At 58.7% G+C, this 19,299-nt stretch carries 21 protein-coding genes; 9 read left to right on the plus strand and 12 right to left on the minus strand.

Going from position 1 to position 19,299, the window contains the following annotated elements:
* Positions 1-127: 127 nt before the first annotated feature.
* The 6 genes from rhlE to OHJ17_RS17275 all read right to left on the minus strand — a co-directional run bounded on the left by rhlE (position 128) and on the right by OHJ17_RS17275 (position 6,084).
* Positions 128-1,462, minus strand: a complete 1,335-nt coding sequence (rhlE, locus tag OHJ17_RS17250) for an ATP-dependent RNA helicase RhlE (protein ID WP_016947488.1) — start codon at positions 1,460-1,462, stop codon at positions 128-130.
* Between the two features lie 214 nt (positions 1,463-1,676).
* Positions 1,677-2,669, minus strand: a complete 993-nt coding sequence (locus tag OHJ17_RS17255; protein ID WP_002895757.1) for a transketolase family protein — start codon at positions 2,667-2,669, stop codon at positions 1,677-1,679.
* Positions 2,669-3,514: a transketolase gene (locus OHJ17_RS17260; RefSeq protein WP_002895753.1), complete on the minus strand. Its 846-nt coding sequence runs from the start codon at positions 3,512-3,514 to the stop codon at positions 2,669-2,671. The genes OHJ17_RS17255 and OHJ17_RS17260 overlap by 1 nt, the downstream gene beginning before the upstream one ends.
* 13 nt (positions 3,515-3,527) lie before the next feature.
* Positions 3,528-4,277, minus strand: coding sequence for an SDR family NAD(P)-dependent oxidoreductase (locus OHJ17_RS17265; RefSeq protein WP_002895750.1), 750 nt, complete (start codon positions 4,275-4,277; stop codon positions 3,528-3,530).
* 50 nt (positions 4,278-4,327) lie between these two features.
* Positions 4,328-5,659: an MFS transporter gene (locus tag OHJ17_RS17270; protein WP_004212200.1), complete on the minus strand. Its 1,332-nt coding sequence runs from the start codon at positions 5,657-5,659 to the stop codon at positions 4,328-4,330.
* 287 nt (positions 5,660-5,946) lie between these two features.
* Positions 5,947-6,084, minus strand: a complete 138-nt coding sequence (locus tag OHJ17_RS17275; protein ID WP_032424177.1) for a hypothetical protein — start codon at positions 6,082-6,084, stop codon at positions 5,947-5,949.
* Here OHJ17_RS17275 and OHJ17_RS17280 point away from each other — a divergent pair.
* The 6 genes from OHJ17_RS17280 (at position 6,076) to OHJ17_RS17305 (ending at position 12,818) form a co-directional block, all read left to right on the plus strand.
* Positions 6,076-6,999 carry a LysR substrate-binding domain-containing protein gene (locus OHJ17_RS17280; RefSeq protein ID WP_004179102.1) on the plus strand — a complete coding sequence of 308 codons (924 nt, stop codon included), beginning with the start codon at positions 6,076-6,078 and terminating at the stop codon, positions 6,997-6,999. The genes OHJ17_RS17275 and OHJ17_RS17280 overlap by 9 nt on opposite strands.
* Positions 7,000-7,072: 73 nt before the next feature.
* Positions 7,073-7,732: a transcriptional regulator CecR gene (gene cecR / locus OHJ17_RS17285; RefSeq protein WP_032424165.1), complete on the plus strand. Its 660-nt coding sequence runs from the start codon at positions 7,073-7,075 to the stop codon at positions 7,730-7,732.
* Positions 7,732-8,727, plus strand: a complete 996-nt coding sequence (gene hlyD / locus OHJ17_RS17290) for a secretion protein HlyD (protein WP_002895745.1) — start codon at positions 7,732-7,734, stop codon at positions 8,725-8,727. The genes cecR and hlyD overlap by 1 nt, the downstream gene beginning before the upstream one ends.
* Entirely contained in the window at positions 8,720-10,459 is a 1,740-nt protein-coding gene (locus OHJ17_RS17295; RefSeq protein WP_032432829.1) for an ATP-binding cassette domain-containing protein, read from the plus strand. Before hlyD ends, OHJ17_RS17295 begins: the two co-directional genes overlap by 8 nt.
* A complete protein-coding gene (locus OHJ17_RS17300) occupies positions 10,449-11,582 on the plus strand; it encodes an ABC transporter permease (protein WP_002895739.1) in 1,134 nt (377 codons plus the stop codon). The genes OHJ17_RS17295 and OHJ17_RS17300 overlap by 11 nt, the downstream gene beginning before the upstream one ends.
* Positions 11,583-11,711: 129 nt before the next feature.
* Positions 11,712-12,818: an ABC transporter permease gene (locus tag OHJ17_RS17305; RefSeq protein WP_004142068.1), complete on the plus strand. Its 1,107-nt coding sequence runs from the start codon at positions 11,712-11,714 to the stop codon at positions 12,816-12,818.
* 60 nt (positions 12,819-12,878) lie between these two features.
* Here the strand turns inward: OHJ17_RS17305 and OHJ17_RS17310 are convergent, their stop codons facing one another.
* Positions 12,879-13,316: a YbhQ family protein gene (locus OHJ17_RS17310; protein WP_004176793.1), complete on the minus strand. Its 438-nt coding sequence runs from the start codon at positions 13,314-13,316 to the stop codon at positions 12,879-12,881.
* A gap of 131 nt (positions 13,317-13,447) precedes the next feature.
* On the opposite strand from OHJ17_RS17310, the gene OHJ17_RS17315 reads away from it, so the two are divergent.
* From OHJ17_RS17315 to OHJ17_RS17325, 3 genes are read left to right on the plus strand one after another with little or no spacing between them, the layout of a single operon-like run.
* Positions 13,448-14,209 (plus strand): endonuclease/exonuclease/phosphatase family protein, encoded by a 762-nt coding sequence (locus tag OHJ17_RS17315; protein WP_016947492.1) that lies wholly within the window; start codon positions 13,448-13,450, stop codon positions 14,207-14,209.
* Positions 14,206-15,450 carry a cardiolipin synthase ClsB gene (gene clsB, locus OHJ17_RS17320; RefSeq protein WP_250950017.1) on the plus strand — a complete coding sequence of 415 codons (1,245 nt, stop codon included), beginning with the start codon at positions 14,206-14,208 and terminating at the stop codon, positions 15,448-15,450. The genes OHJ17_RS17315 and clsB overlap by 4 nt, the downstream gene beginning before the upstream one ends.
* Positions 15,447-16,412 (plus strand): lysylphosphatidylglycerol synthase domain-containing protein, encoded by a 966-nt coding sequence (locus OHJ17_RS17325; protein WP_002895728.1) that lies wholly within the window; start codon positions 15,447-15,449, stop codon positions 16,410-16,412. Before clsB ends, OHJ17_RS17325 begins: the two co-directional genes overlap by 4 nt.
* Before the next feature lie 418 nt (positions 16,413-16,830).
* Here the strand turns inward: OHJ17_RS17325 and OHJ17_RS17330 are convergent, their stop codons facing one another.
* Genes OHJ17_RS17330 through moaB form a run of 5 tightly spaced genes read right to left on the minus strand, consistent with a single transcriptional unit; the run spans position 16,831 to position 19,280 of the window.
* Complete coding sequence (locus tag OHJ17_RS17330) at positions 16,831-17,535, minus strand: Bax inhibitor-1/YccA family protein (RefSeq protein WP_004142079.1); 705 nt, start codon at positions 17,533-17,535, stop codon at positions 16,831-16,833.
* Positions 17,536-17,580: 45 nt separating this feature from the next.
* Positions 17,581-18,033, minus strand: a complete 453-nt coding sequence (gene moaE / locus OHJ17_RS17335; protein ID WP_002895674.1) for a molybdopterin synthase catalytic subunit MoaE — start codon at positions 18,031-18,033, stop codon at positions 17,581-17,583.
* A gap of 1 nt (position 18,034) precedes the next feature.
* Positions 18,035-18,283 (minus strand): molybdopterin synthase sulfur carrier subunit, encoded by a 249-nt coding sequence (moaD, locus tag OHJ17_RS17340; protein ID WP_002895672.1) that lies wholly within the window; start codon positions 18,281-18,283, stop codon positions 18,035-18,037.
* On the minus strand, positions 18,276-18,764 hold the full coding sequence (gene moaC, locus OHJ17_RS17345; protein WP_002895670.1) for a cyclic pyranopterin monophosphate synthase MoaC: 489 nt from the start codon (positions 18,762-18,764) through the stop codon (positions 18,276-18,278). Before moaC ends, moaD begins: the two co-directional genes overlap by 8 nt.
* A gap of 3 nt (positions 18,765-18,767) precedes the next feature.
* Positions 18,768-19,280 (minus strand): molybdenum cofactor biosynthesis protein B, encoded by a 513-nt coding sequence (gene moaB / locus OHJ17_RS17350; protein ID WP_032432827.1) that lies wholly within the window; start codon positions 19,278-19,280, stop codon positions 18,768-18,770.
* Positions 19,281-19,299 lie beyond the last annotated feature (19 nt).

Genomic DNA, 19,299 nt, shown 5'->3' on the forward strand with positions numbered 1-19,299 from the left:
ATTGCTTTCTGCGGAGTGTGGAAGCCTGCTCGACAAATAGTGTAATGGAAAGAAAAAGGCCCGCCGCCGCGTAGCGGACAGACGGGCCTGAGCCGGGGCGCGTTATCGCGGCCCGGACATCAGCGTGTTATTCGCCAGCCGGTTTACGCGGGCGACGGCGGCGCGGCGGTTTGCCGTCCTGAGTGCGCGCTTTCGGCGCCTCGCCGTCCTGACGGCGCGGGGCATTATTCTGGCTGCGCGGCTGTCCGCTGCGTCCCTGACCTTGCCCACGACCGCCGCCGCGCTGCTGGCGACCGTTCTGGATAGGTTCGGCTTTAATGGACGGATCCGGCTCATAGCCGGCAATCGCGATGCGCGGGATCTCTTTTTTCAGCAGGCGCTCGATATCGCGCAGCAGCTTATGCTCATCCACGCACACCAGCGATAAGGCTTCGCCGGTGGCCGCCGCGCGACCGGTACGGCCGATACGGTGGACGTAATCTTCCGGTACGTTCGGCAGCTCGTAGTTCACCACGTGCGGCAGCTCTTCGATATCCAGACCGCGGGCGGCGATATCGGTCGCCACCAGCACGCGAATGCCGCCGGATTTAAAGTCGGCCAGCGCGCGGGTACGCGCTCCCTGGCTCTTGTTGCCATGGATCGCCGCGCTGCGGATGCCGTCTTTGTTGAGCTGTTCCGCGAGGTGGTTGGCGCCATGCTTGGTACGGGTAAACACCAGCACCTGCTGCCAGTTGCCTTCGCCGATAAGCTGCGACAGCAGTTCACGCTTGCGGTTCTTGTCAACGAAATGGACGTGCTGGGTGATCTGCTCGGACGCGGTGTTACGACGCGCCACTTCCACTTCCAGCGGGTTGTGCAGCAGTTTCTCGGCCAGGCCCTTGATCTCGTCGGAGAAGGTCGCCGAGAACAGCAAATTCTGTCGACGCGCCGGCAGTTTGGCCAGTACGCGACGGATGTCATGGATAAAGCCCATATCCAGCATGCGGTCCGCTTCGTCAAGCACGAGGATTTCTACTTTATCAAGACTGACGGCGTTCTGATGTTCAAGATCCAGCAGACGGCCCGGGGTGGCGACGAGGATGTCGACGCCGCCGCGCAGCTTCATCATCTGCGGGTTGATACTCACGCCGCCGAAGACCACCAGCGAGCGAATATTCAGGTATTTACTGTAATCGCGGACGTTCTCGCCCACCTGCGCCGCCAGCTCACGGGTCGGGGTCAGGATCAGCGCGCGCACCGGACGACGGCCCTTTGCGTGCGGCTCATTCTGGATCAGGCGCTGCAGCAGCGGCAGGGTAAAGCCCGCCGTTTTACCGGTGCCGGTCTGGGCGCTGGCCATCAGGTCACGGCCCTGCAGTACCGCCGGGATCGCCTGCTGCTGGATAGGGGTCGGCTCAACGTAGCCCTGCTCAGCGACAGCGCGCAGGATATCGGGATTCAGGCCAAGGGAATCAAAAGACATAACAACTCCGAACCGCCCCGGCCCGGTGAAGGGCGTAGTTTTCAGGGAGATTATTGCGATAAGAGATGGCAAAAACCACAATGCCATGAAGGGGCGCAGTCTAGCAGATTTTGTGACAGGCCGCATAAAATCTGCAAAAGAATGCCGCGCCTGGCTGGCGGGCATGAGAAGGCCGCTGAGCGCGCTCAGCGGCCAGTGGGTCATAGCAGCGCGGTTAACGCAGACGATACTTAATTTTTTCGACAATCTTCGCGGTGGAGATGCCGTAGCGATCGTGGAGGGTCGGCAGGGCGCCGGCTAACAGGAACGCGTCGGGCAGCCCCACGCTATCCAGCTCACAGCGTACGCCCTTACGCATCAGCAGCGCGGCCACCGCTTCCCCCAGGCCGCCGACCGCGGTGTGGTTCTCCGCAGTTACAACCAGGCGGCCCGGCTTCGACGCCTGTTCAATAATCGCTTTCTCATCCAGCGGTTTGATGGTCGGCACGTGCAGAACCGCCACGCCGATATTATCGGCCCGCAGCTTTTCAGCCGCCTCCAGCGCGCGCATGGTCATCAGCCCGGAGGAGATAATCAGCACATCGTTGCCGTCCTCCAGCAGTTTCGCCTTACCCAGTTCGAACTGATAGTCATATTTATCCAGCACCAGCGGCACCTTACCGCGCAGCAGACGCATATACACCGGCCCCTGGTGATCGGCAATGGCCGGTACCGCCTGCTCTATCTCCAGCGCATCGCAAGGATCGACGATAACCATCCCGGGGATACCGCGCATGATCGCCAGATCTTCGGTGGCCTGATGGCTGGGGCCATAGCCGGTCGTCAGGCCCGGCAGCGCCGCGCAGATCTTCACGTTCAGATGCTCTTCGGCGATGACCTGGTGAATAAAATCATAGGCGCGACGGGTTGCAAAGGCGGCATAGGTGGTGGCGAAAGGAATAAATCCCTCCTTCGCCATCCCCCCTGCCGCCGCCATCAGCAGCTGTTCGGCCATGCCCATCTGGAAAAAGCGATCCGGGAAGGCCTGGGCGAAAATATGCAGGTCGGTATATTTTGACAGGTCCGCGGTCATGCCGACGATTTCCGGGCGCTGCGCCGCCAGTTTTGACAGCGCGACGCCGAAGGGCGCAGGGACGGTCGCCTGGCCTTCATCGGCAATCGAGGCGATCATCGCCGACGTTTTTAAACGGGGTTGACTCTGGCTCATTACAGCACTCCTTCCGGTTTGTTAGCGTCCAGCACCGCGATCGCTTTTTGCCATTCGTCGGCATCGACGCGAATAAAATGGTTTTTATCGCGGGTTTCGAGGAACGGCACCCCTTTGCCCATCAGCGTGTCGCATAAAATGACCCGCGGCTGATTGCCGGAATAACTTTTCGCGTTGTCAAAGGCGGCCATCACCGCCGGCAGATCGTTACCGTCCACGCGCTGTACGTACCAGCCGAAGGCGGCCCATTTATCCTGCAGCGGCTCAAAGCCGAGGATTTTGCGTGAATCGCCGTCAGCCTGCTGTTTGTTGACATCGACAAGGTTAATCAGGTTGCTCAGGCCATAGTGAGCCGCCGACATCGCTGCCTCCCAGGTCGACCCTTCGTCCAGCTCCCCATCGGACATGGAGTTGTAGACCCAGGCCTTGCTCTGTTTCTGCCGCAGCCCAAGCGCCATGCCGACGGCAATGGACAGCCCCTGCCCCAGCGAGCCGCCGGACATCTCCATCCCCGGGGTGTAGGTCGCCATGCCGGACATCGGCAGGCGGCTGTCGTCGGAGCCGTAGGTTTCCAGTTCGGCTTCCGGGATAATGCCCGCCTCCAGCAGCGCGGCATAATAAGCGATAGCGTAATGGCCATGAGAGAGCAGGAAGCGATCGCGCCCCTCCCACTCGGGATCTTCCGGGCGATAGGTCATGGCATGGCTGAAGGCGGTGGCGAGCACATCGGCATAGCCCAGCGCCTGGCCGATATAGCCCTGCCCCTGCACTTCCCCCATTTGCAGGGCGTAACGGCGAATACGCCACGCCGCCGCGGCGACTTTTTGTGATTCGGTCATCTTCATCTGTTTGCCTCGCTTAGTGAATTAACATGCCGCCGTTAACGTCCAGGGTGATGCCGGTGGAGTAGGAGGAAAGATCGCTGCCGAGGAACAGCGCGGCGCGCGCGATGTCTATCGCGTCGCCAAGGCGGTTCATCGGAATGCCGGCAAGAATGTTGGCCGTCATGTCATCAGTCAGCTTGCCGGCGGTAATATCGGTCTGAATCAGCCCCGGGGTGATGCAGTTAACGCGGACGTTATCCGGGCCAAGCTCGCGCGCCATCGCCCGCGCCAGACCCAGCACCCCGGCTTTTGCCGCGCTGTAGTGCGGTCCGCCGAAAATACCGCCGCCGCGCTGGGCGGAGACGGACGAGATGCAGACGATGCTGCCGGATTTTTGCGCCCGCATGGTGGGGATAACCGCCTGCGACATCAGCAGCGTGCCGCGCAGGCTAACATCAAGCACCGCGTCATAGTTGGCGCGCTTGATATCCATCAGCTTCAGCGGCTGGGTAATCCCGGCGTTATTGACCAGTACATCAACCCGACCGTATTTCGCCAGGATCTGTTCGATGGCCGCCTGCACCTGCACTTCATCAGCGACGTTGGCCGCCAGGCCGAGATGGCCTTCGCCTAATGCCGCCGCGGCGGTTTTACTGGCTTCGCCATTGAGGTCGATAATGACCACTTTCGCGCCGTTTTCGGCGAATAATTTCGCAGTCGCGAAGCCCAAACCGCGTGCGGAGGCCGCGCCAGTAATAATGGCGACTTTATCTTTTAATAACATAGTTTCACTCCATGACATTACGTCATATTAATTAACAGGATATATTTCCGTTATTGTGGTTCATCGAGGAAAAGAATCACCACCAAACCAATGGCGGCGCAGATACCAAAATAGGTAAATACAGAATTAAAACTCCCGGTTTTATCAAGCAAGAAACCAGCCGCCATCGGCGCGACAAATCCACCGAGGTTGCCGCCGCTATTAATTATGGAAGAGGCGATTGGATAGGTTTTGCTATCCGAAACGGCCATACCGTACGCGGTAAAGGCTGGCCAGCCGATATTTAAACAAAAGCCGACAAAGAATAATCCAATACAAACTGCCAGGGTGCTGGCCGGGATATTCAGCATAATTAGCATCATGACCACCGTTGACACCGCAGTGAACATCATGGTGGGTTTACGCCGGCGGCCTAATAGCTTATCCGAAATCCATCCGCCACCGATCGCGCCAATAAAGCCGCCGATGCACGGCATACTGGCCACGAAGCCCATACTCATTACATCGAAACCGCGCTCTTTGACTAAATACAGGGGGATCCAGGTTAATAATCCGTACAGCACGCTAACCATCATAAAATACGCCAGGCAGTCACCGAGAATATTTTTTGAGGTGAATAAGCCTTTCGCCGTATCAATTGGCGCCATTTTCTTTACCCGAATGATTTTATCCAGCCAGGTGAATCGATCGGCAATTAATATATTTTCGCGTACGCTATTATTATGACTTTCACGCCCGGCATTAATCTCTGCCAGTTCGCTTTGGGAAACAAATCCGCTCTCAGCAGGCTTGGATTTGACCAGCAGATACCACGCGATGGCCGCCACAATTCCGGGTATAGCAAAAGAGAAAAAGACCCACCGCCACCCCCAGGTCACCGCAATCCACACCGCCAGCGGCGGCACAATAATCGGCGCAAACATGGTCGCCGCGATGTAAACGCCGGTTGCCGTGGCTTTCTCCTTTGGTGGAAACCAGTTATTTATGGTGGAAGCCAGCCCCACCGGGCAAGGCCCTTCGCTCAGCCCCAGTCCCAGCCGCACCAGCTTCAGGCCAAACACGGAGCTCACCGTGCCCATCAGCCAGGTAAAGGCGGAGAAGCCGAAAATGGAGAGCGATACCAGCCCCCGGGTACCGCGTTTGGCGATGAAAAAGCCGGCCGGGATCTGGCTTACCGCATAGCCGAGGAAAAACATACTGGCGATGGCCCCGGCTTCAAAATTATTGATATGAAACTCATCAATGATGAAAGGCAGTACCGCGCCAATATTCGTTCGGTCGGCGTAATTGATGGCATACACCAGAAAAATCATCGTCAAAACCACGAAACGATATTTCGTTTTCCTGGCGTCAGTACAGACCAGCGTATCTATACGTGACATAGGGTTTCCTCGTTTTATACCTCATCCACTTCGCTGTAAGCTGCCGCTTCGGATCACTGCGTTTTACTATCCATACAGGAGCAAGAGATAAATGCTTTTCGCCAGCGAAACAGGTGGTTAGGTGTTTTATAATTGCGATGCAAGCACATCGCAGTTTGTTATCAGGCCTGTGAGAGGAATATAACAACCCCAAAATGAAACGGTATTCAAAAAACCTCAATTATGATTGAGAAAAATTGAGCTAGTGACTTCCCGCAAATTTTTAGCGTTTTCTGACCTGCGCGCTTTTAACAAGATAAATTGTTAAGCCCATCACAAATTAACGTTGTTTTTTCGCTTTTCCCTATGCTGTACATCCCGGCTGCGCCACGCTGTTGGCTATTTTCTTTTATTCGCGCCCCGCGCAGGATGCCGCCATGAGCCAACCGCTACCCAATAAAAATCTGCCGATGCCCTCTTTACGCAATATCCAGGCTTTTATTGAAGTCGCCGCTACCGGCAGCCTTAATCTGGCCGCAGAGAATCTCAATATTACCGCCTCGGCGGTCAGCCATCAGATAGCCAGCCTGGAGCACTTTCTGGGGAAAAAACTGTTCTCCCGCAGCAGCAAAGGCGTCACGTTAACGGCGGTGGGAGAAAAATATCTCAAAGAGGTCTCCGGGGCGCTGAATATGATTGGCCAGGCCACCAGCCAGGTGATCAACGATATCCATCAGGATTATTTACGCATTCATTCGGCGCCGAGCTTCGGCCTGCTATGGCTGATGCCCCGTCTGGATAAATTCCGCCAGGCGTGGCCGGCGTTAAAAATCAGCCTGACCTGTTCATACGAAAGCATCCAGTTCTCCCGGGATAATATTGATATCGATATTCGTCACGGGCTGTCACAGTGGCCGACGCTGCTGGTCAGAACCATTAAAAATGAGCGCGTCCTGCCCTACAGCGCAGCGTCTTATTTAGCCAGCCATCCTGTGCAGGCTGTGGAAGATCTGCTGGCCTGCGATCTGATCCACTCCGACAGCACCTTGATTAACTGGAGCAACTGGCTGTCGTGGCACAAGGTCCGCGGCTGGCATAAAAACTTCATTTTTAATTTCGACCGGTCATATATGAGCATCGAGGCGGCCAGAATGGGAATGGGCGTGATCCTCGAGAGCAATCTGCTGGCCGGCGGACACGTGCGCCAGGGGCAGCTGACGCCGGTATTTGCCGACGAGCGGAGCATGCCGGTCGGCGCGCACCACTTCGTCCTCCCCCACGCTAATGAACAGAAGGAGAAGGTCCAGCGCTTCTTCGCCTGGGTCGCCGGAGAGCTGAAAGAGGAAGGGTTCCATATTTGATCCCGGCTGGTGGACAAACCGCCAGTCGGCGCCTAAAGTTAATCAATCGATTGATTAATTTTTACCGAGCGCGATGACCAGTAAAGGCGAACAGGCAAAAAATCAGCTTATCGCGGCCGCTATCGCCCAGTTTGGCGAGTACGGCCAGCACGCCACCACCCGCGATATTGCCGCCCAGGCCGGGCAGAATATCGCCGCTATCACCTATTATTTTGGCTCGAAAGACGATCTGTATCTTGCCTGCGCCCAGTGGATCGCCGATTTTATCGGCGACAATTTTCGCCCGCAGGCCGAAGCGGCGGAGCACCTGCTTGCCGGGGAAGCGCCGGATCGCCAGGCGATCCGCGACCTCATCCTTAGCGCCTGCCACAACATGATCCTGCTGCTCACCCAGGACGATACGGTTAACTTAAGCAAATTCATTTCCCGTGAGCAGCTGGCGCCGACCGCCGCCTACCATCTGATCCACCAGCAGGTGATTGCCCCCCTGCACCATTATCTCACCCGGCTGATTGCCGCCTGGACCGGCGGCGAAGCCAGTGATACGCAAATGATCCTCCATACCCACGCCCTGCTGGGCGAGGTGCTCGCTTTCCGTCTCGGGCGTGAAACTATCCTGCTGCGCACCGGCTGGACGCAGTTTGACGCGCAAAAAACGGAACAGATTTTCGAAGTCATTACCTGTCATATCGATTTCATCCTGCATGGGTTATCGCAAAGGAGTTTGGGCTGATGAAAAAACCCGTCGTCGTCATTCTGCTGATCGTGATTCTTCTCGCCGCGCTGGGCGGCGGCTGGTGGTGGTACCAGAGCAGCCGGCAGCAGCCGCTGACCCTGTATGGCAATGTCGATATCCGCACCGTCAACATGAGCTTCCGCGTTGGCGGTAGGCTGGCCTCGCTGACCGTCGACGAAGGCGACAGCATCCGCGCCGGGCAAACTCTCGGCGAGCTTGACCGCGCGCCGTATGAAAACGCCCTGCTGCAGGCGCAGGCCAACGTCTCCACCGCCCAGGCGCAGTATGACCTGATGATGGCCGGCTACCGCGCGGAAGAGATTGCCCAGGCCGCGGCGGCGGTGAAACAGGCGCAGGCCGCTTACGACTATGCGCAAAACTTTTATCAGCGCCAGCTCGGGCTGCGCGCCAGCAGCGCCATTTCCGCCAACGATCTGGAGAATGCCCGCTCCTCGCGCGATCAGGCGCAGGCAACGCTCAAATCGGCGCAGGATAAGCTGCGTCAGTATCGCGCCGGTAACCGCCCGCAGGAGATTGCCCAGGCCAAAGCCAGTCTGGAACAGGCGCAGGCGGCGCTGGCCCAGGCCAAACTGGACCTGCACGATACCGTGCTCACCGCCCCTTCTGACGGTACGCTGATGACCCGCGCCGTCGAGCCCGGCACTATGCTCAACGCCGGCGGTACCGTACTGACGCTGTCGTTAACGCATCCGGTGTGGGTCCGCGCCTATGTTGACGAGAAAAACCTCGGCCAGGCGCAGCCGGGACAAGAAGTGCTGCTCTATACCGACAGCCGGCCGGATAAGCCCTATCACGGCAAAATCGGTTTTGTCTCGCCGAGCGCTGAATTCACGCCGAAGACCGTCGAGACCCCGGATCTGCGCACCGATCTGGTCTACCGTCTGCGCATTGTGGTGACTGATGCCGACGGCGCGCTGCGCCAGGGAATGCCGGTGACCATCTCCTTTAGCCACGGGAACGGACATGAGTGAGACCGTCATCGCCTTAAACGGCCTGAGCCGCCGTTTTCCCGGTATGGACAGGCCAGCGGTAGCGCCGCTCACCTGCACGATCCGCGCCGGCTACGTCACCGGGCTGGTGGGGCCCGACGGCGCGGGGAAAACCACCCTGATGCGAATGCTCGCCGGATTGCTCAAGCCTGATGAGGGCCGCGCCAGCGTGATAGGCTTCGACCCGCTAAAAGACGACAGCGCCCTGCACGCGGTGCTCGGCTATATGCCGCAGAAGTTCGGCCTGTATGAAGATCTGACGGTGATGGAAAACCTGACCCTGTACGCCGACCTGCGCAGCGTCACCGGCGAGGCGCGGAAGAAAATTTTCGACCGCCTGCTGGAGTTCACCTCCCTTGGTCCATTCACCGAACGGCTGGCAGGCAAGCTTTCCGGCGGGATGAAGCAAAAGCTGGGCCTCGCCTGTACCCTGGTGGGCGATCCGAAAGTACTGCTGCTCGATGAGCCCGGCGTCGGCGTCGACCCTATCTCGCGCCGCGAGCTATGGCAGATGGTGCACGAGCTGGCCGGCGACGGCATGCTGATCCTGTGGAGCACCTCCTATCTCGATGAAGCCGAGCAGTGTCGCGACGTGCTGCTGATGAACGAAGGCAAACTGCTCTACCAGGGCGAGCCGACGGCGCTGACGCAAACCATGGTCGGGCGCAGCTTTCTGGTTTCCAGCCCGCAGGAGAACAACCGCCGCCTGCTGCAGCGGGCGCTGAAGCTGCCGCAGGTTAGCGACGGGGTGATCCAGGGCAAATCGGTGCGTCTGATCCTGAAAAAGGACGCGCGCATTGAGGAAGTCCAGCAGCATGGCGACATGCCGCCCCTGCAGGTGGCCGACACCGCCCCGCGCTTTGAAGATGCGTTTATCGACCTGCTCGGCGGCGCCGGGACCGCTGAATCGCCGTTGGGGGCGATTATCCATCGCGTTGACGGCAGCAAAGAGGAAACGGTCATTGAAGCCCAGTCGTTAACGAAAAAGTTTGGTGATTTCGCCGCTACCGACCATGTCGATTTCCAGGTTAAGCGCGGTGAAATTTTCGGCCTGCTCGGCCCCAACGGCGCCGGGAAATCCACCACCTTCAAAATGATGTGCGGCCTGCTGGTGCCCACCTCCGGCAAAGCGCTGGTGCTGGGAATGGATCTCAAGGTCAGCTCTGGCAAGGCGCGCCAGCATCTGGGCTATATGGCGCAAAAATTTTCCCTGTACGGCAACCTCAGCGTCGAGCAAAACCTGCGCTTTTTCTCCGGCGTCTATGGCCTGCGCGGCCGGGCGCAAAATGAAAAAATCGCCCGGATGAGCGATGCCTTTGGCCTGAAAAGTATCGCCCGCCACGCCGCCGACGAGCTGCCGCTCGGCTACAAGCAGCGGCTGGCGCTGGCCTGCTCCCTGATGCATGAACCCGATATTCTGTTTCTCGATGAACCCACCTCCGGCGTCGATCCCCTTACCCGCCGCGAGTTCTGGCTACATATTAATAGCATGGTTGATAAAGGCGTGACGGTAATGGTCACCACCCACTTTATGGATGAGGCGGAATACTGCGACCGCATCGGGCTGGTCTATCACGGCAAGCTTATCGCCAGCGGGACCCCGGATGCGCTGAAGGCCCAGGCGGCGGACGACAGCCAGACGGACCCAACCATGGAGCAGGCGTTTATTACCCTGATTAACCGCTGGGACAAGGAGAATAGCCATGGGCAATAGCATTCTCTCCTGGCGGCGGGTCCGCGCCCTGTGCGTCAAAGAGACCCGGCAGATTGTGCGCGATCCCAGCAGTTGGCTGATCGCGGTGGTGATCCCCCTGCTGCTGCTGTTTATCTTCGGCTACGGCATTAACCTCGACTCCAGCAGGCTGCGGGTCGGCGTATTGCTTGAGCAGCAGAGCGAAGAGGCGCTGGATTTCGTCCATACCATGACCGGTTCGCCCTATATCGACGCCACCGTCAGCGACAGCCGCAGGCAGCTGATTGAGATGATGCAGGCCGGGCGCATCCGCGCCATGGTGGTCATTCCGGTGGATTTCGACCGCCAGATGGCCCGCCCCGGCGCCGACGCACCGCTGCAGCTCATCACCGACGGCAGCGAGCCCAATACCGCCAACTTCGCTCAGGGCTATGTGGAAGGTATTTGGCAAATCTGGCAGCAGCAGCGGGCGGAAGACCGCGGCGAAACCTTTGAACCGCTGATCGACGTGCAGATGCGCTACTGGTTTAACCCGGCGGCTATTAGCCAGCACTTTATTATCCCCGGGGCGATCACCATCATCATGACCGTGGTCGGCGCCATACTGACCTCGCTGGTGGTGGCCCGCGAATGGGAGCGCGGCACCATGGAGGCGCTGCTGTCGACGGAGATCACCCGCGCCGAACTGCTGCTGTGCAAGCTCATTCCCTACTATTTCCTCGGCATGCTGGCGATGCTGCTGTGTATGTTGGTGTCGGTATTTATTCTCGGCGTGCCCTATCGCGGCTCGCTGCCGATCCTGTTTGTCATCACCAGTCTGTTTTTGCTCAGCACCCTGGGGATGGGGCTGCTGATCTCAACCATTACCCGCAACCAGTTTAACGCCGCGCAGGTGGCGCTGAACGCCGCCTTTTTACCGTCGATTATGCTGTCCGGGTTTATTTTCCAGATAGACAGTATGCCGGCGGTGATCCGCGCGGTGACCTATGTGATCCCGGCACGCTATTTCGTTAGTACTCTGCAAAGCCTGTTTCTGGCGGGCAATATTCCGGTGGTGCTGCTGGTCAACGTGCTGTTTTTGATTGCGTCGGCGGTGATGTTTATCGGTCTGACGTGGCTGAAAACCAAACGGCGTCTGGATTAGGTTTTGTCCGGTGGCGCTGCGCCGACCGGGCCTACGGTTTAACCAACATTGATTATACGGTTCGCCGATCCCGTAGGCCGGGCAAACGCAATGCCGCCCGGCGTGGTTGAATGGGCCAAAGGAGCTATTATGTTTCACCGTTTATGGACATTAATCCGCAAAGAGCTGCAGTCGCTGCTGCGCGAGCCGCAGACGCGGGCGATTTTAATCATGCCGGTGCTGATTCAGGTGCTGCTGTTTCCCTTTGCCGCGACGCTGGAGGTGACCAACGCCACCATCGCCATCTACAACGAGGACAGCGGTCGCCACGCGGTGGAACTCACTCAGCGCTTTGCCCGCGCCAAAGCCTTTACCCACGTCCTGCTGCTGCAAAGCCCGCAGGCGATCCAGCCGACCATCGATGAACAAAAAGCTCTGCTGGTGGTGCGCTTCCCGGCCGATTTCTCGCGCAATCTGGATAACTATCAAACCGCCCCGCTGCAGCTTCTGCTCGACGGACGCAACTCCAACAGCGCGCAAATCGCCGCCAACTATCTGCAACAGATTGTGAAAAACTATCAGCAGGAGCTGCTGGAGGGTAAAGCGAAGCCGAACAACAGCGAGCTGGTGGTGCGCAACTGGTACAACCCGAATCTCGACTATAAATGGTTCGTGGTGCCGTCGCTTATCGCCATGATCACTACCATCGGGGTGATGATCGTCACCTCGCTGTCGGTGGCTCGCGAGCGCGAGCAGGGCACCCTTGACCAGCTGCTGGTCTCCCCCCTCGCCACCTGGCAAATTTTCGTCGGCAAGGCGGTGCCGGCGCTGATCGTCGCCACCCTGCAGGCAACTATCGTGCTGGCGATTGGTATCTGGGCCTATCAGATCCCGTTTGCCGGCTCGCTGCTGCTGTTCTATTTCACCATGGTGATTTACGGTCTATCGCTGGTGGGCTTTGGCTTATTGATTTCGTCGCTGTGCGCCACCCAGCAGCAGGCGTTTATCGGCGTGTTCGTCTTTATGATGCCGGCTATTCTCCTGTCGGGGTACGTCTCACCAGTGGAAAACATGCCGCAGTGGCTGCAGGATCTGACCTGGATAAATCCCATCCGCCACTTTACCGATATCACCAAGCAAATTTATCTGAAGGATGCGAGTCTGGAGATTGTGTGGGGAAGTTTGTGGCCGCTACTGGTCATAGCGGCCACCACCGGCTCAGCGGCGTATGCGATGTTCCGAAGGAAGATTGCGTAATACCCGTCATCGTTCAAACTACAACGGCGTTGGCTTTCCTTACTCACCCCAGTCGCATAGTTATCTATGCTTCTGGGGATTCGCTGCGTTGCCGCCTTGTTGTAGCCCGAACGCTTTAGGGTAACGGCTCTTATCTTTCGCCAGCAGCGAGACCACCGCCGGGCCTGCCAGTATCACCAGCCCGGCGAGGGCCAGCAGCAGGTTGTTGTGCAGCACGCGCGACAGCAGCCACAGCGCTATCATGGCCGCGCCGAAGTACCAGGTCGTGGTGAGCTCCTCAAGGAAGTCTCCCACATCGCGCCAGCGCGCCTCATGGTGACGCTGTAAAAACAGCATCGCCAGCAGCGTGACGCTGTAGAGGACGCACAGTCCCAATCCGACGCGCACCAGCGCGCCGCTCATCCAACCCATCACCAGTACTGCCACGACCAGTAGATGCAACATAATCTGCCAGCAACTAAGACCCGTTGCGACGCGTACACGTTGTTGCCACTTCATGGCTTCTCTCCTGAAGGATTTTTCTCTGCTACTCAGAGTACCGCACTTTACGGAAAATTCCGTAACACCGCATCTTTTTGTGACGTCTACTACACTATTTTATTCAGGAAAGTGACATTTACTGGAGAATTATGGCTGAGCCAACGGCGGGATTTTCGTTGAACGTGCTGACAATTAACACCCATAAAGGCTTTACGGCGTTTAATCGGCGTTTTATTTTGCCCGAACTGCGCGACGCCGTGCGCAGCGTTAGCGCGGATATTGTTTGCCTGCAGGAGGTGATGGGCGCTCATGAGGTACATCCGCTGCACATCGAAAACTGGCCGGATACGACCCATTATGAATTTCTCGCCGACACCATGTGGAGCGACTACGCCTACGGGCGCAATGCGGTTTATCCGGAAGGCCACCACGGCAACGCCGTGCTGTCGCGCTTTCCCATTGAATACTACGAAAATCGCGATATCTCGGTCGGCAACGGGGAGAAGCGCGGCCTGCTGTACTGCCGCATCGTGCCGCCGCAGAGCGGGATAACTATTCACGTGATTTGCGTCCATCTCGGTCTACGCGCCGACCAACGGCAGGCGCAGTTGACCATGCTGGCGGAGTGGGTCAATACCCTGCCCGCGGGCGAGCCGGTGGTGGTGGCTGGCGATTTTAACGACTGGCGTCAGCAGGCTAACCAGCCGTTAAAAGCCCAGGCCGGTCTGGAAGAGATCTTTACCCGCGCCCGCGGACGGCCGGCGCGCACCTTTCCGGTCAGTTTTCCGCTGCTGCGCCTCGACCGCATTTACGTAAAGAACGCCCACGCCAGTCGCCCGAAGGCGCTGGCCCTTAAACAATGGCGGCATCTGTCCGATCATGCACCCCTTAGCGTGGAGATACATTTGTGAAATGTCGTTGGCAGGAAGGCAACCGCATTACGCTACTGGAGAATGGCGACCAGTACTATCCGGCGCTGTTTGCGGCCATCGGTCGCGCCAGCCGGCGGGTGATCCTCGAATCCTTTATCTGGTTTGAAGATGAGGTAGGCCGGCGGCTGCACGCGGTCCTGCTCGAGGCTGCCCGCCGTGGCATCCAGGTGGAGGTGCTCCTCGATGGCTATGGTTCCCCGGATCTCAGCGATGAATTTGTCGGTGAGCTCACCGCCGCTGGCGTGATTTTCCGCTACTACGATCCGCGTCCTAAGCTGATGGGGATGCGCACCAATCTGTTCCGTCGCATGCACCGTAAAATCGTGGTAATCGACGACACCACCGCCTTTGTCGGCGGTATTAACTACTCCGCCGAACATATGAGCGACTACGGTCCGGAGGCGAAGCAGGATTATGCGGTGCAGGTCGAAGGACCGGTGGTGCTCGACATCCTGCAGTTAGAGCTGGAAAACCTGCCCAACAGCGAAACCGCCCGCCGCTGGTGGCGACGTCGTCGCCACCAGCCGGAGATTAACCAGACCCCCGGCGAGGCGCAGGCGCTGTTCGTCTGGCGCGACAACCAGGATCACCGCGACGATATTGAACGCCACTATCTGAAGATGCTGACCAGCGCCCGCCGGGAAGTGATTATCGCTAACGCCTATTTTTTCCCCGGCTACCGCCTGCTGCATGCGATGCGCAATGCCGCGCGGCGCGGAGTACGGGTTAAGCTGATCGTGCAGGGCGAACCGGATATTCCCATTGTGAAGTTTGGCGCCCACCTGCTCTATCACTATCTCGTTAAGGGCGGGGTGCAGATTTACGAATATCGCCGTCGCCCGCTGCATGGCAAGGTCGCTCTGGCAGACGACCACTGGGCCACCGTTGGGTCAAGCAACCTGGATCCGCTCAGCCTGTCGCTGAATCTGGAAGCCAATCTGATCATCCACGATCGGGTGTTTAACCAGACGCTGCGCGATAATCTCAACGGGCTTATCGCCCGGGATTGCCAGCGGATCGATAAAACGATGCTGCCGAAACGCAACTGGTGGCGGCTGGGCGTCAGCGTGATGGCTTTCCACTTTCTGCGCCACTTCCCGGCATGGGTCGGCTGGTTACCGGCTCATACCCCGCGGCTGGCCAGAGTCAGCCCGCCGGTCCAGCCGGAAATTGAAACTCAGGACCGCGTCGAGTCTCCAGCCAGGGATAATCCACTATGAGCAAATCACATCCCCGCTGGCGGATGGCGAAAAGAGTGCTGACCGTGCTCTTTTTTATCGCCGTCATCGTCCTGTTGGTGATCTACGCGCAAAAAGTCGACTGGCAGGACGTGTGGAAGGTGATCCGCGGCTACGATCGGCTGGCCTTGTTTAGCGCCATTGCGCTGGTTATCGTCAGCTACCTCATTTACGGCTGCTACGATCTGCTCGGTCGGGCTTATTGCGGGCACAAGCTGGCGAAACGCCAGGTCATGCTGGTGTCGTTTATCTGCTACGCCTTTAACCTGACACTCAGCACCTGGGTCGGCGGGATCGGTATGCGCTACCGGCTGTACTCGCGGCTGGGGCTGAACGGCAGCACCATCACCCGTATTTTTTCCTTAAGCATTACCACCAACTGGTTGGGCTATATTCTGCTGGGCGGGGTGATATTCACGGCAGATCTGGTGAAGCTGCCGCCGCACTGGTACATCAGCCAGACCACTCTCCGTATTATCGGCGGGGTGATGCTGATCCTTACGCTTTGCTATCTGTTCGGCTGCGCGTTCGCCAAACGCCGTCACCTGACGATTAAAGGCCAGCGGCTGGTGCTGCCCTCCTGGCGCTTCGCGCTGCTGCAGATGGGGCTCTCGGCGGCGAACTGGATGGCGATGGGGGCGATAATCTGGCTGCTGTTGGGCAGCGAGATTAACTATTTTCTGGTATTAGGGGTGCTGCTGGTGAGCAGTATCGCCGGGGTGATTATCCATATTCCGGCTGGGATCGGCGTGCTGGAGGCGGTGTTTATCGCCATGCTCTCCGGGGAAGATATTTCGAAGGGCGCGATCATTGCCGCCCTGCTCGCCTGGCGCGCGCTATATTATTTCCTGCCATTGCTGCTGGCGACGGTGGCCTATCTGCTGCTGGAGAGCCGGGCGAAAAAGCTACGGCAAAAGAACCAGCGCAAGCTGGCCCGCGAATGAAACGGCCAGGCCACGCTGCGCTTGCGCGGGCCTGCGGGGTGTGAGCCTGTGAGAGGAGCCTGTAGGCCGGGTAAGGCGTAGCCGCCACCCGGCAAAATCAAGAGTACCGTGCCTGAAATCTCGCCCGGCGGCGCTGCGCTTGCGCGGGCCTGCGGGGTGTGAGCCTGTGAAAGGATCCTGTAGGCCGGGTAAGGCGCCAGCCGCCACCCGGCAAAATCACGGCTATCGTGCCTAATGCCATCGCCCGGCGGCGCTGCGCTTGCGCGGGCCTACGGGGTGTGAGTCTGTGAGAGGATCCTGTAGGCCGGGTAAGGCGTAGCCGCCACCCGGCAAAATCAAGGGTACCGTGCCTGAAATCTCGCCCGGCGGCGCTGCGCTTGCCGGGCGTTCGGAGATGCAACCCCTTGATATAAAGAGGTTAGCGGCGGTTGCCCATAATACGCAGCAGCATCAGGAACAGGTTGATGAAGTCCAGATACAGCGTTAAGGCGCCGAGGATCGAGTATTTACGCAGCGTGGCGCTGTCGCGGGTATCAATCTGCTCGCCGATGTTTTTCAGCTTCTGGGTGTCATACGCCGTCAGACCGACAAACAGCACCACCCCAATATAGGTCACGGCCCACATCAGCGCCTCGCTCTTCAGCCACAGGTTGACCAGCGACGCCAGCACGATGCCAATCAGCCCCATAAACAGCATGCTGCCGAAGCCGCTCAGATCGCGCTTCGTGGTGTAACCATACAGGCTCATCGCCCCAAACATCCCGCCGGTGACCACAAAGGTGCTGGCGATCGATGAATAGGTATAGGCGATAAAAATGCTCGATAGCGTCAGTCCGGTCAGCGCCGAATAGAGCATAAACAGCGTGGTGGCCATCCCGGCGCTCAGCCGCTGCACCATTCCCGACAGCACAAACACCAGCGCCAGCTGGGCAATAATCAGCCCGAAGAAAGTGATTTTGCTCGAAAAGACGAACATCATCACTGCCGGAGTATTCGCTGCAAACCACGCGATAAACGCCGTCAGCAGCAGGCCGACCGTCATCCAGCCGTACACCTGCGCCATGTAAGTCTGCAGGCCGGTACGGCCCTGCACTATTGAATCGGAACGCGGATATCTGTCCATGACTCTCTCCTGATTAACAAAGTTTCACCCTGTAAGCGTATCACACTACCAGCGCTCTGCCGCCTGGCGATCGCTGTCGCGGGCGTCGACCCAGCGTTCGCCATCCGGCGTCGCTTCACGCTTCCAGAACGGCGCGCGGGTTTTCAGGTAATCCATAATAAACTCGCCGGCGGCGAAGGCGCTGCCGCGGTGAGCGCTGGTGACGCCGACAAACACAATCTCTTCCCCCGGCCACATTTCGCCGATGCGATGGATAACCGTCACCCGGCCCAGCGGCCAGCGCTCGCGCGCCAGCTCGACAATTTCCGCCAGCGATTTTTCAGTCATCCCCGGATAGTGCTCGAGGGTCAGCGCCTTCACACTGTCGCCGAGGTTGTGGTTACGCACTTTACCGGTGAAGGTGACCACCGCGCCGTCTTCATCGCGTTCCGCCAGCCAGGGATATTCCTCACTGACGCTAAAGCGCGCCGGGCTGACCACGATACGGGTTTGCGTCATGTCAGCCCCCCGTTACCGGTGGGAAGAACGCCACTTCGTCGCCGCTGGCCACTGGATGTTCGAAAGAGGTTAGCGTCTGGTTAACCGCCGCCAGCAGCTTGCCCTCCTCCAGGGCCAGCGCCCAGCGATCGCCGCGGGCGGCAAGCTGCTGACGAACCGCTTCGACAGTCGCCAGTTCGCTGGCATCAAGGGTCAGCGAATCGGTACCGACCAGCTCGCGCACCTGGGCAAAAAACAGAACCTTAATCATGGCATTCACCCACCTTAAAATCGCCGGACTTGCCGCCGCTTTTCGCCAGCAGGCGCACCGGGCCAATCACCATATCCTTCTGCACCGCTTTGCACATATCGTAAATGGTCAGCGCGGCAACCGAGGCGGCGGTCAATGCTTCCATCTCAACGCCGGTTTTACCGGTGAGTCGGCAGAGCGATTCAATGCGCACCCGGTTATGTTCCGGCTGCGCCTGCAGATTGACTTCCACTTTGCTGAGCATCAGCGGATGACACAGCGGGATCAGCTCCCAGGTGCGTTTGGCCGCCTGGATCCCGGCGATACGCGCGGTGGCAAACACGTCGCCTTTGTGGTGGCTGCCGTCGATAATCATCGCCAGGGTCGTCGCCTGCATTTCGACATAAGCCTCGGCGCGCGCTTCGCGCACCGTTTCCGCTTTGCCGGAGACATCGACCATATGGGCTTCACCCGCGGCGTTAATATGGGTCAGTTGTGACATAGATTATTTCTTCAGGTGTGGAATGAAGTTACACGGACGGGTGCGGGCATCAAGCTGCGGGGCGATGATGTTGTCCCACGCCGTACGGCAGGCTTTGGTTGAGCCCGGCATGGCGAAAATCAGCGTGCGGTTGGCGACGCCGGCCACGGCCCGGGACTGCAGCGTCGAGGTGCCGATCTCTTCGAACGACAGCATGCGGAACACTTCGCCAAAGCCTTCGACCTCACGATCAAACAGCGGCAGCAGCGCTTCCGGCGCCTGATCGCCGTCGGTAAAACCGGTGCCGCCGGTGATCAGCACCACCTGCACGTTATCGCTGGCTATCCACGCCGATACCTGAGCGCGGATGGCGTAGCGATTCTCTTTGACGCTCGCCTTCTCGACGACTTGGTGCCCCGCCTCCTGCGCCGCCTCGCGCAGCCAGTGACCGGAAGTGTCGTCCTCTTCGCCGCGACGGCTGGAAACGGTAAGAATAGCAATACGGGTCGGGATAAACTCAGCGCTAGCCTGGCTCATCTGAATGCTCCTTTCGAAA

The organism is Klebsiella sp. KP20-425-1, from assembly GCF_025813515.1.
GTDB classification, from domain to species: Bacteria; Pseudomonadota; Gammaproteobacteria; order Enterobacterales; family Enterobacteriaceae; genus Klebsiella; species Klebsiella pneumoniae.

Coding starts and splice junctions, on each gene's coding strand:
- rhlE (WP_016947488.1), bottom strand. CDS start 1,462: ATGTCTTTTGATTCCCTTGGCCTGAATCCCGATATCCTGCGCGCTGTC.
- OHJ17_RS17255 (WP_002895757.1), bottom strand. CDS start 2,669: ATGAGCCAGAGTCAACCCCGTTTAAAAACGTCGGCGATGATCGCCTCG.
- OHJ17_RS17260 (WP_002895753.1), bottom strand. CDS start 3,514: ATGAAGATGACCGAATCACAAAAAGTCGCCGCGGCGGCGTGGCGTATT.
- OHJ17_RS17265 (WP_002895750.1), bottom strand. CDS start 4,277: ATGTTATTAAAAGATAAAGTCGCCATTATTACTGGCGCGGCCTCCGCA.
- OHJ17_RS17270 (WP_004212200.1), bottom strand. CDS start 5,659: ATGTCACGTATAGATACGCTGGTCTGTACTGACGCCAGGAAAACGAAA.
- OHJ17_RS17280 (WP_004179102.1), top strand. CDS start 6,076: ATGAGCCAACCGCTACCCAATAAAAATCTGCCGATGCCCTCTTTACGC.
- cecR (WP_032424165.1), top strand. CDS start 7,073: ATGACCAGTAAAGGCGAACAGGCAAAAAATCAGCTTATCGCGGCCGCT.
- hlyD (WP_002895745.1), top strand. CDS start 7,732: ATGAAAAAACCCGTCGTCGTCATTCTGCTGATCGTGATTCTTCTCGCC.
- OHJ17_RS17295 (WP_032432829.1), top strand. CDS start 8,720: ATGAGTGAGACCGTCATCGCCTTAAACGGCCTGAGCCGCCGTTTTCCC.
- OHJ17_RS17300 (WP_002895739.1), top strand. CDS start 10,449: ATGGGCAATAGCATTCTCTCCTGGCGGCGGGTCCGCGCCCTGTGCGTC.
- OHJ17_RS17305 (WP_004142068.1), top strand. CDS start 11,712: ATGTTTCACCGTTTATGGACATTAATCCGCAAAGAGCTGCAGTCGCTG.
- OHJ17_RS17310 (WP_004176793.1), bottom strand. CDS start 13,316: ATGAAGTGGCAACAACGTGTACGCGTCGCAACGGGTCTTAGTTGCTGG.
- OHJ17_RS17315 (WP_016947492.1), top strand. CDS start 13,448: ATGGCTGAGCCAACGGCGGGATTTTCGTTGAACGTGCTGACAATTAAC.
- OHJ17_RS17325 (WP_002895728.1), top strand. CDS start 15,447: ATGAGCAAATCACATCCCCGCTGGCGGATGGCGAAAAGAGTGCTGACC.
- OHJ17_RS17330 (WP_004142079.1), bottom strand. CDS start 17,535: ATGGACAGATATCCGCGTTCCGATTCAATAGTGCAGGGCCGTACCGGC.
- moaE (WP_002895674.1), bottom strand. CDS start 18,033: ATGACGCAAACCCGTATCGTGGTCAGCCCGGCGCGCTTTAGCGTCAGT.
- moaD (WP_002895672.1), bottom strand. CDS start 18,283: ATGATTAAGGTTCTGTTTTTTGCCCAGGTGCGCGAGCTGGTCGGTACC.
- moaC (WP_002895670.1), bottom strand. CDS start 18,764: ATGTCACAACTGACCCATATTAACGCCGCGGGTGAAGCCCATATGGTC.
- moaB (WP_032432827.1), bottom strand. CDS start 19,280: ATGAGCCAGGCTAGCGCTGAGTTTATCCCGACCCGTATTGCTATTCTT.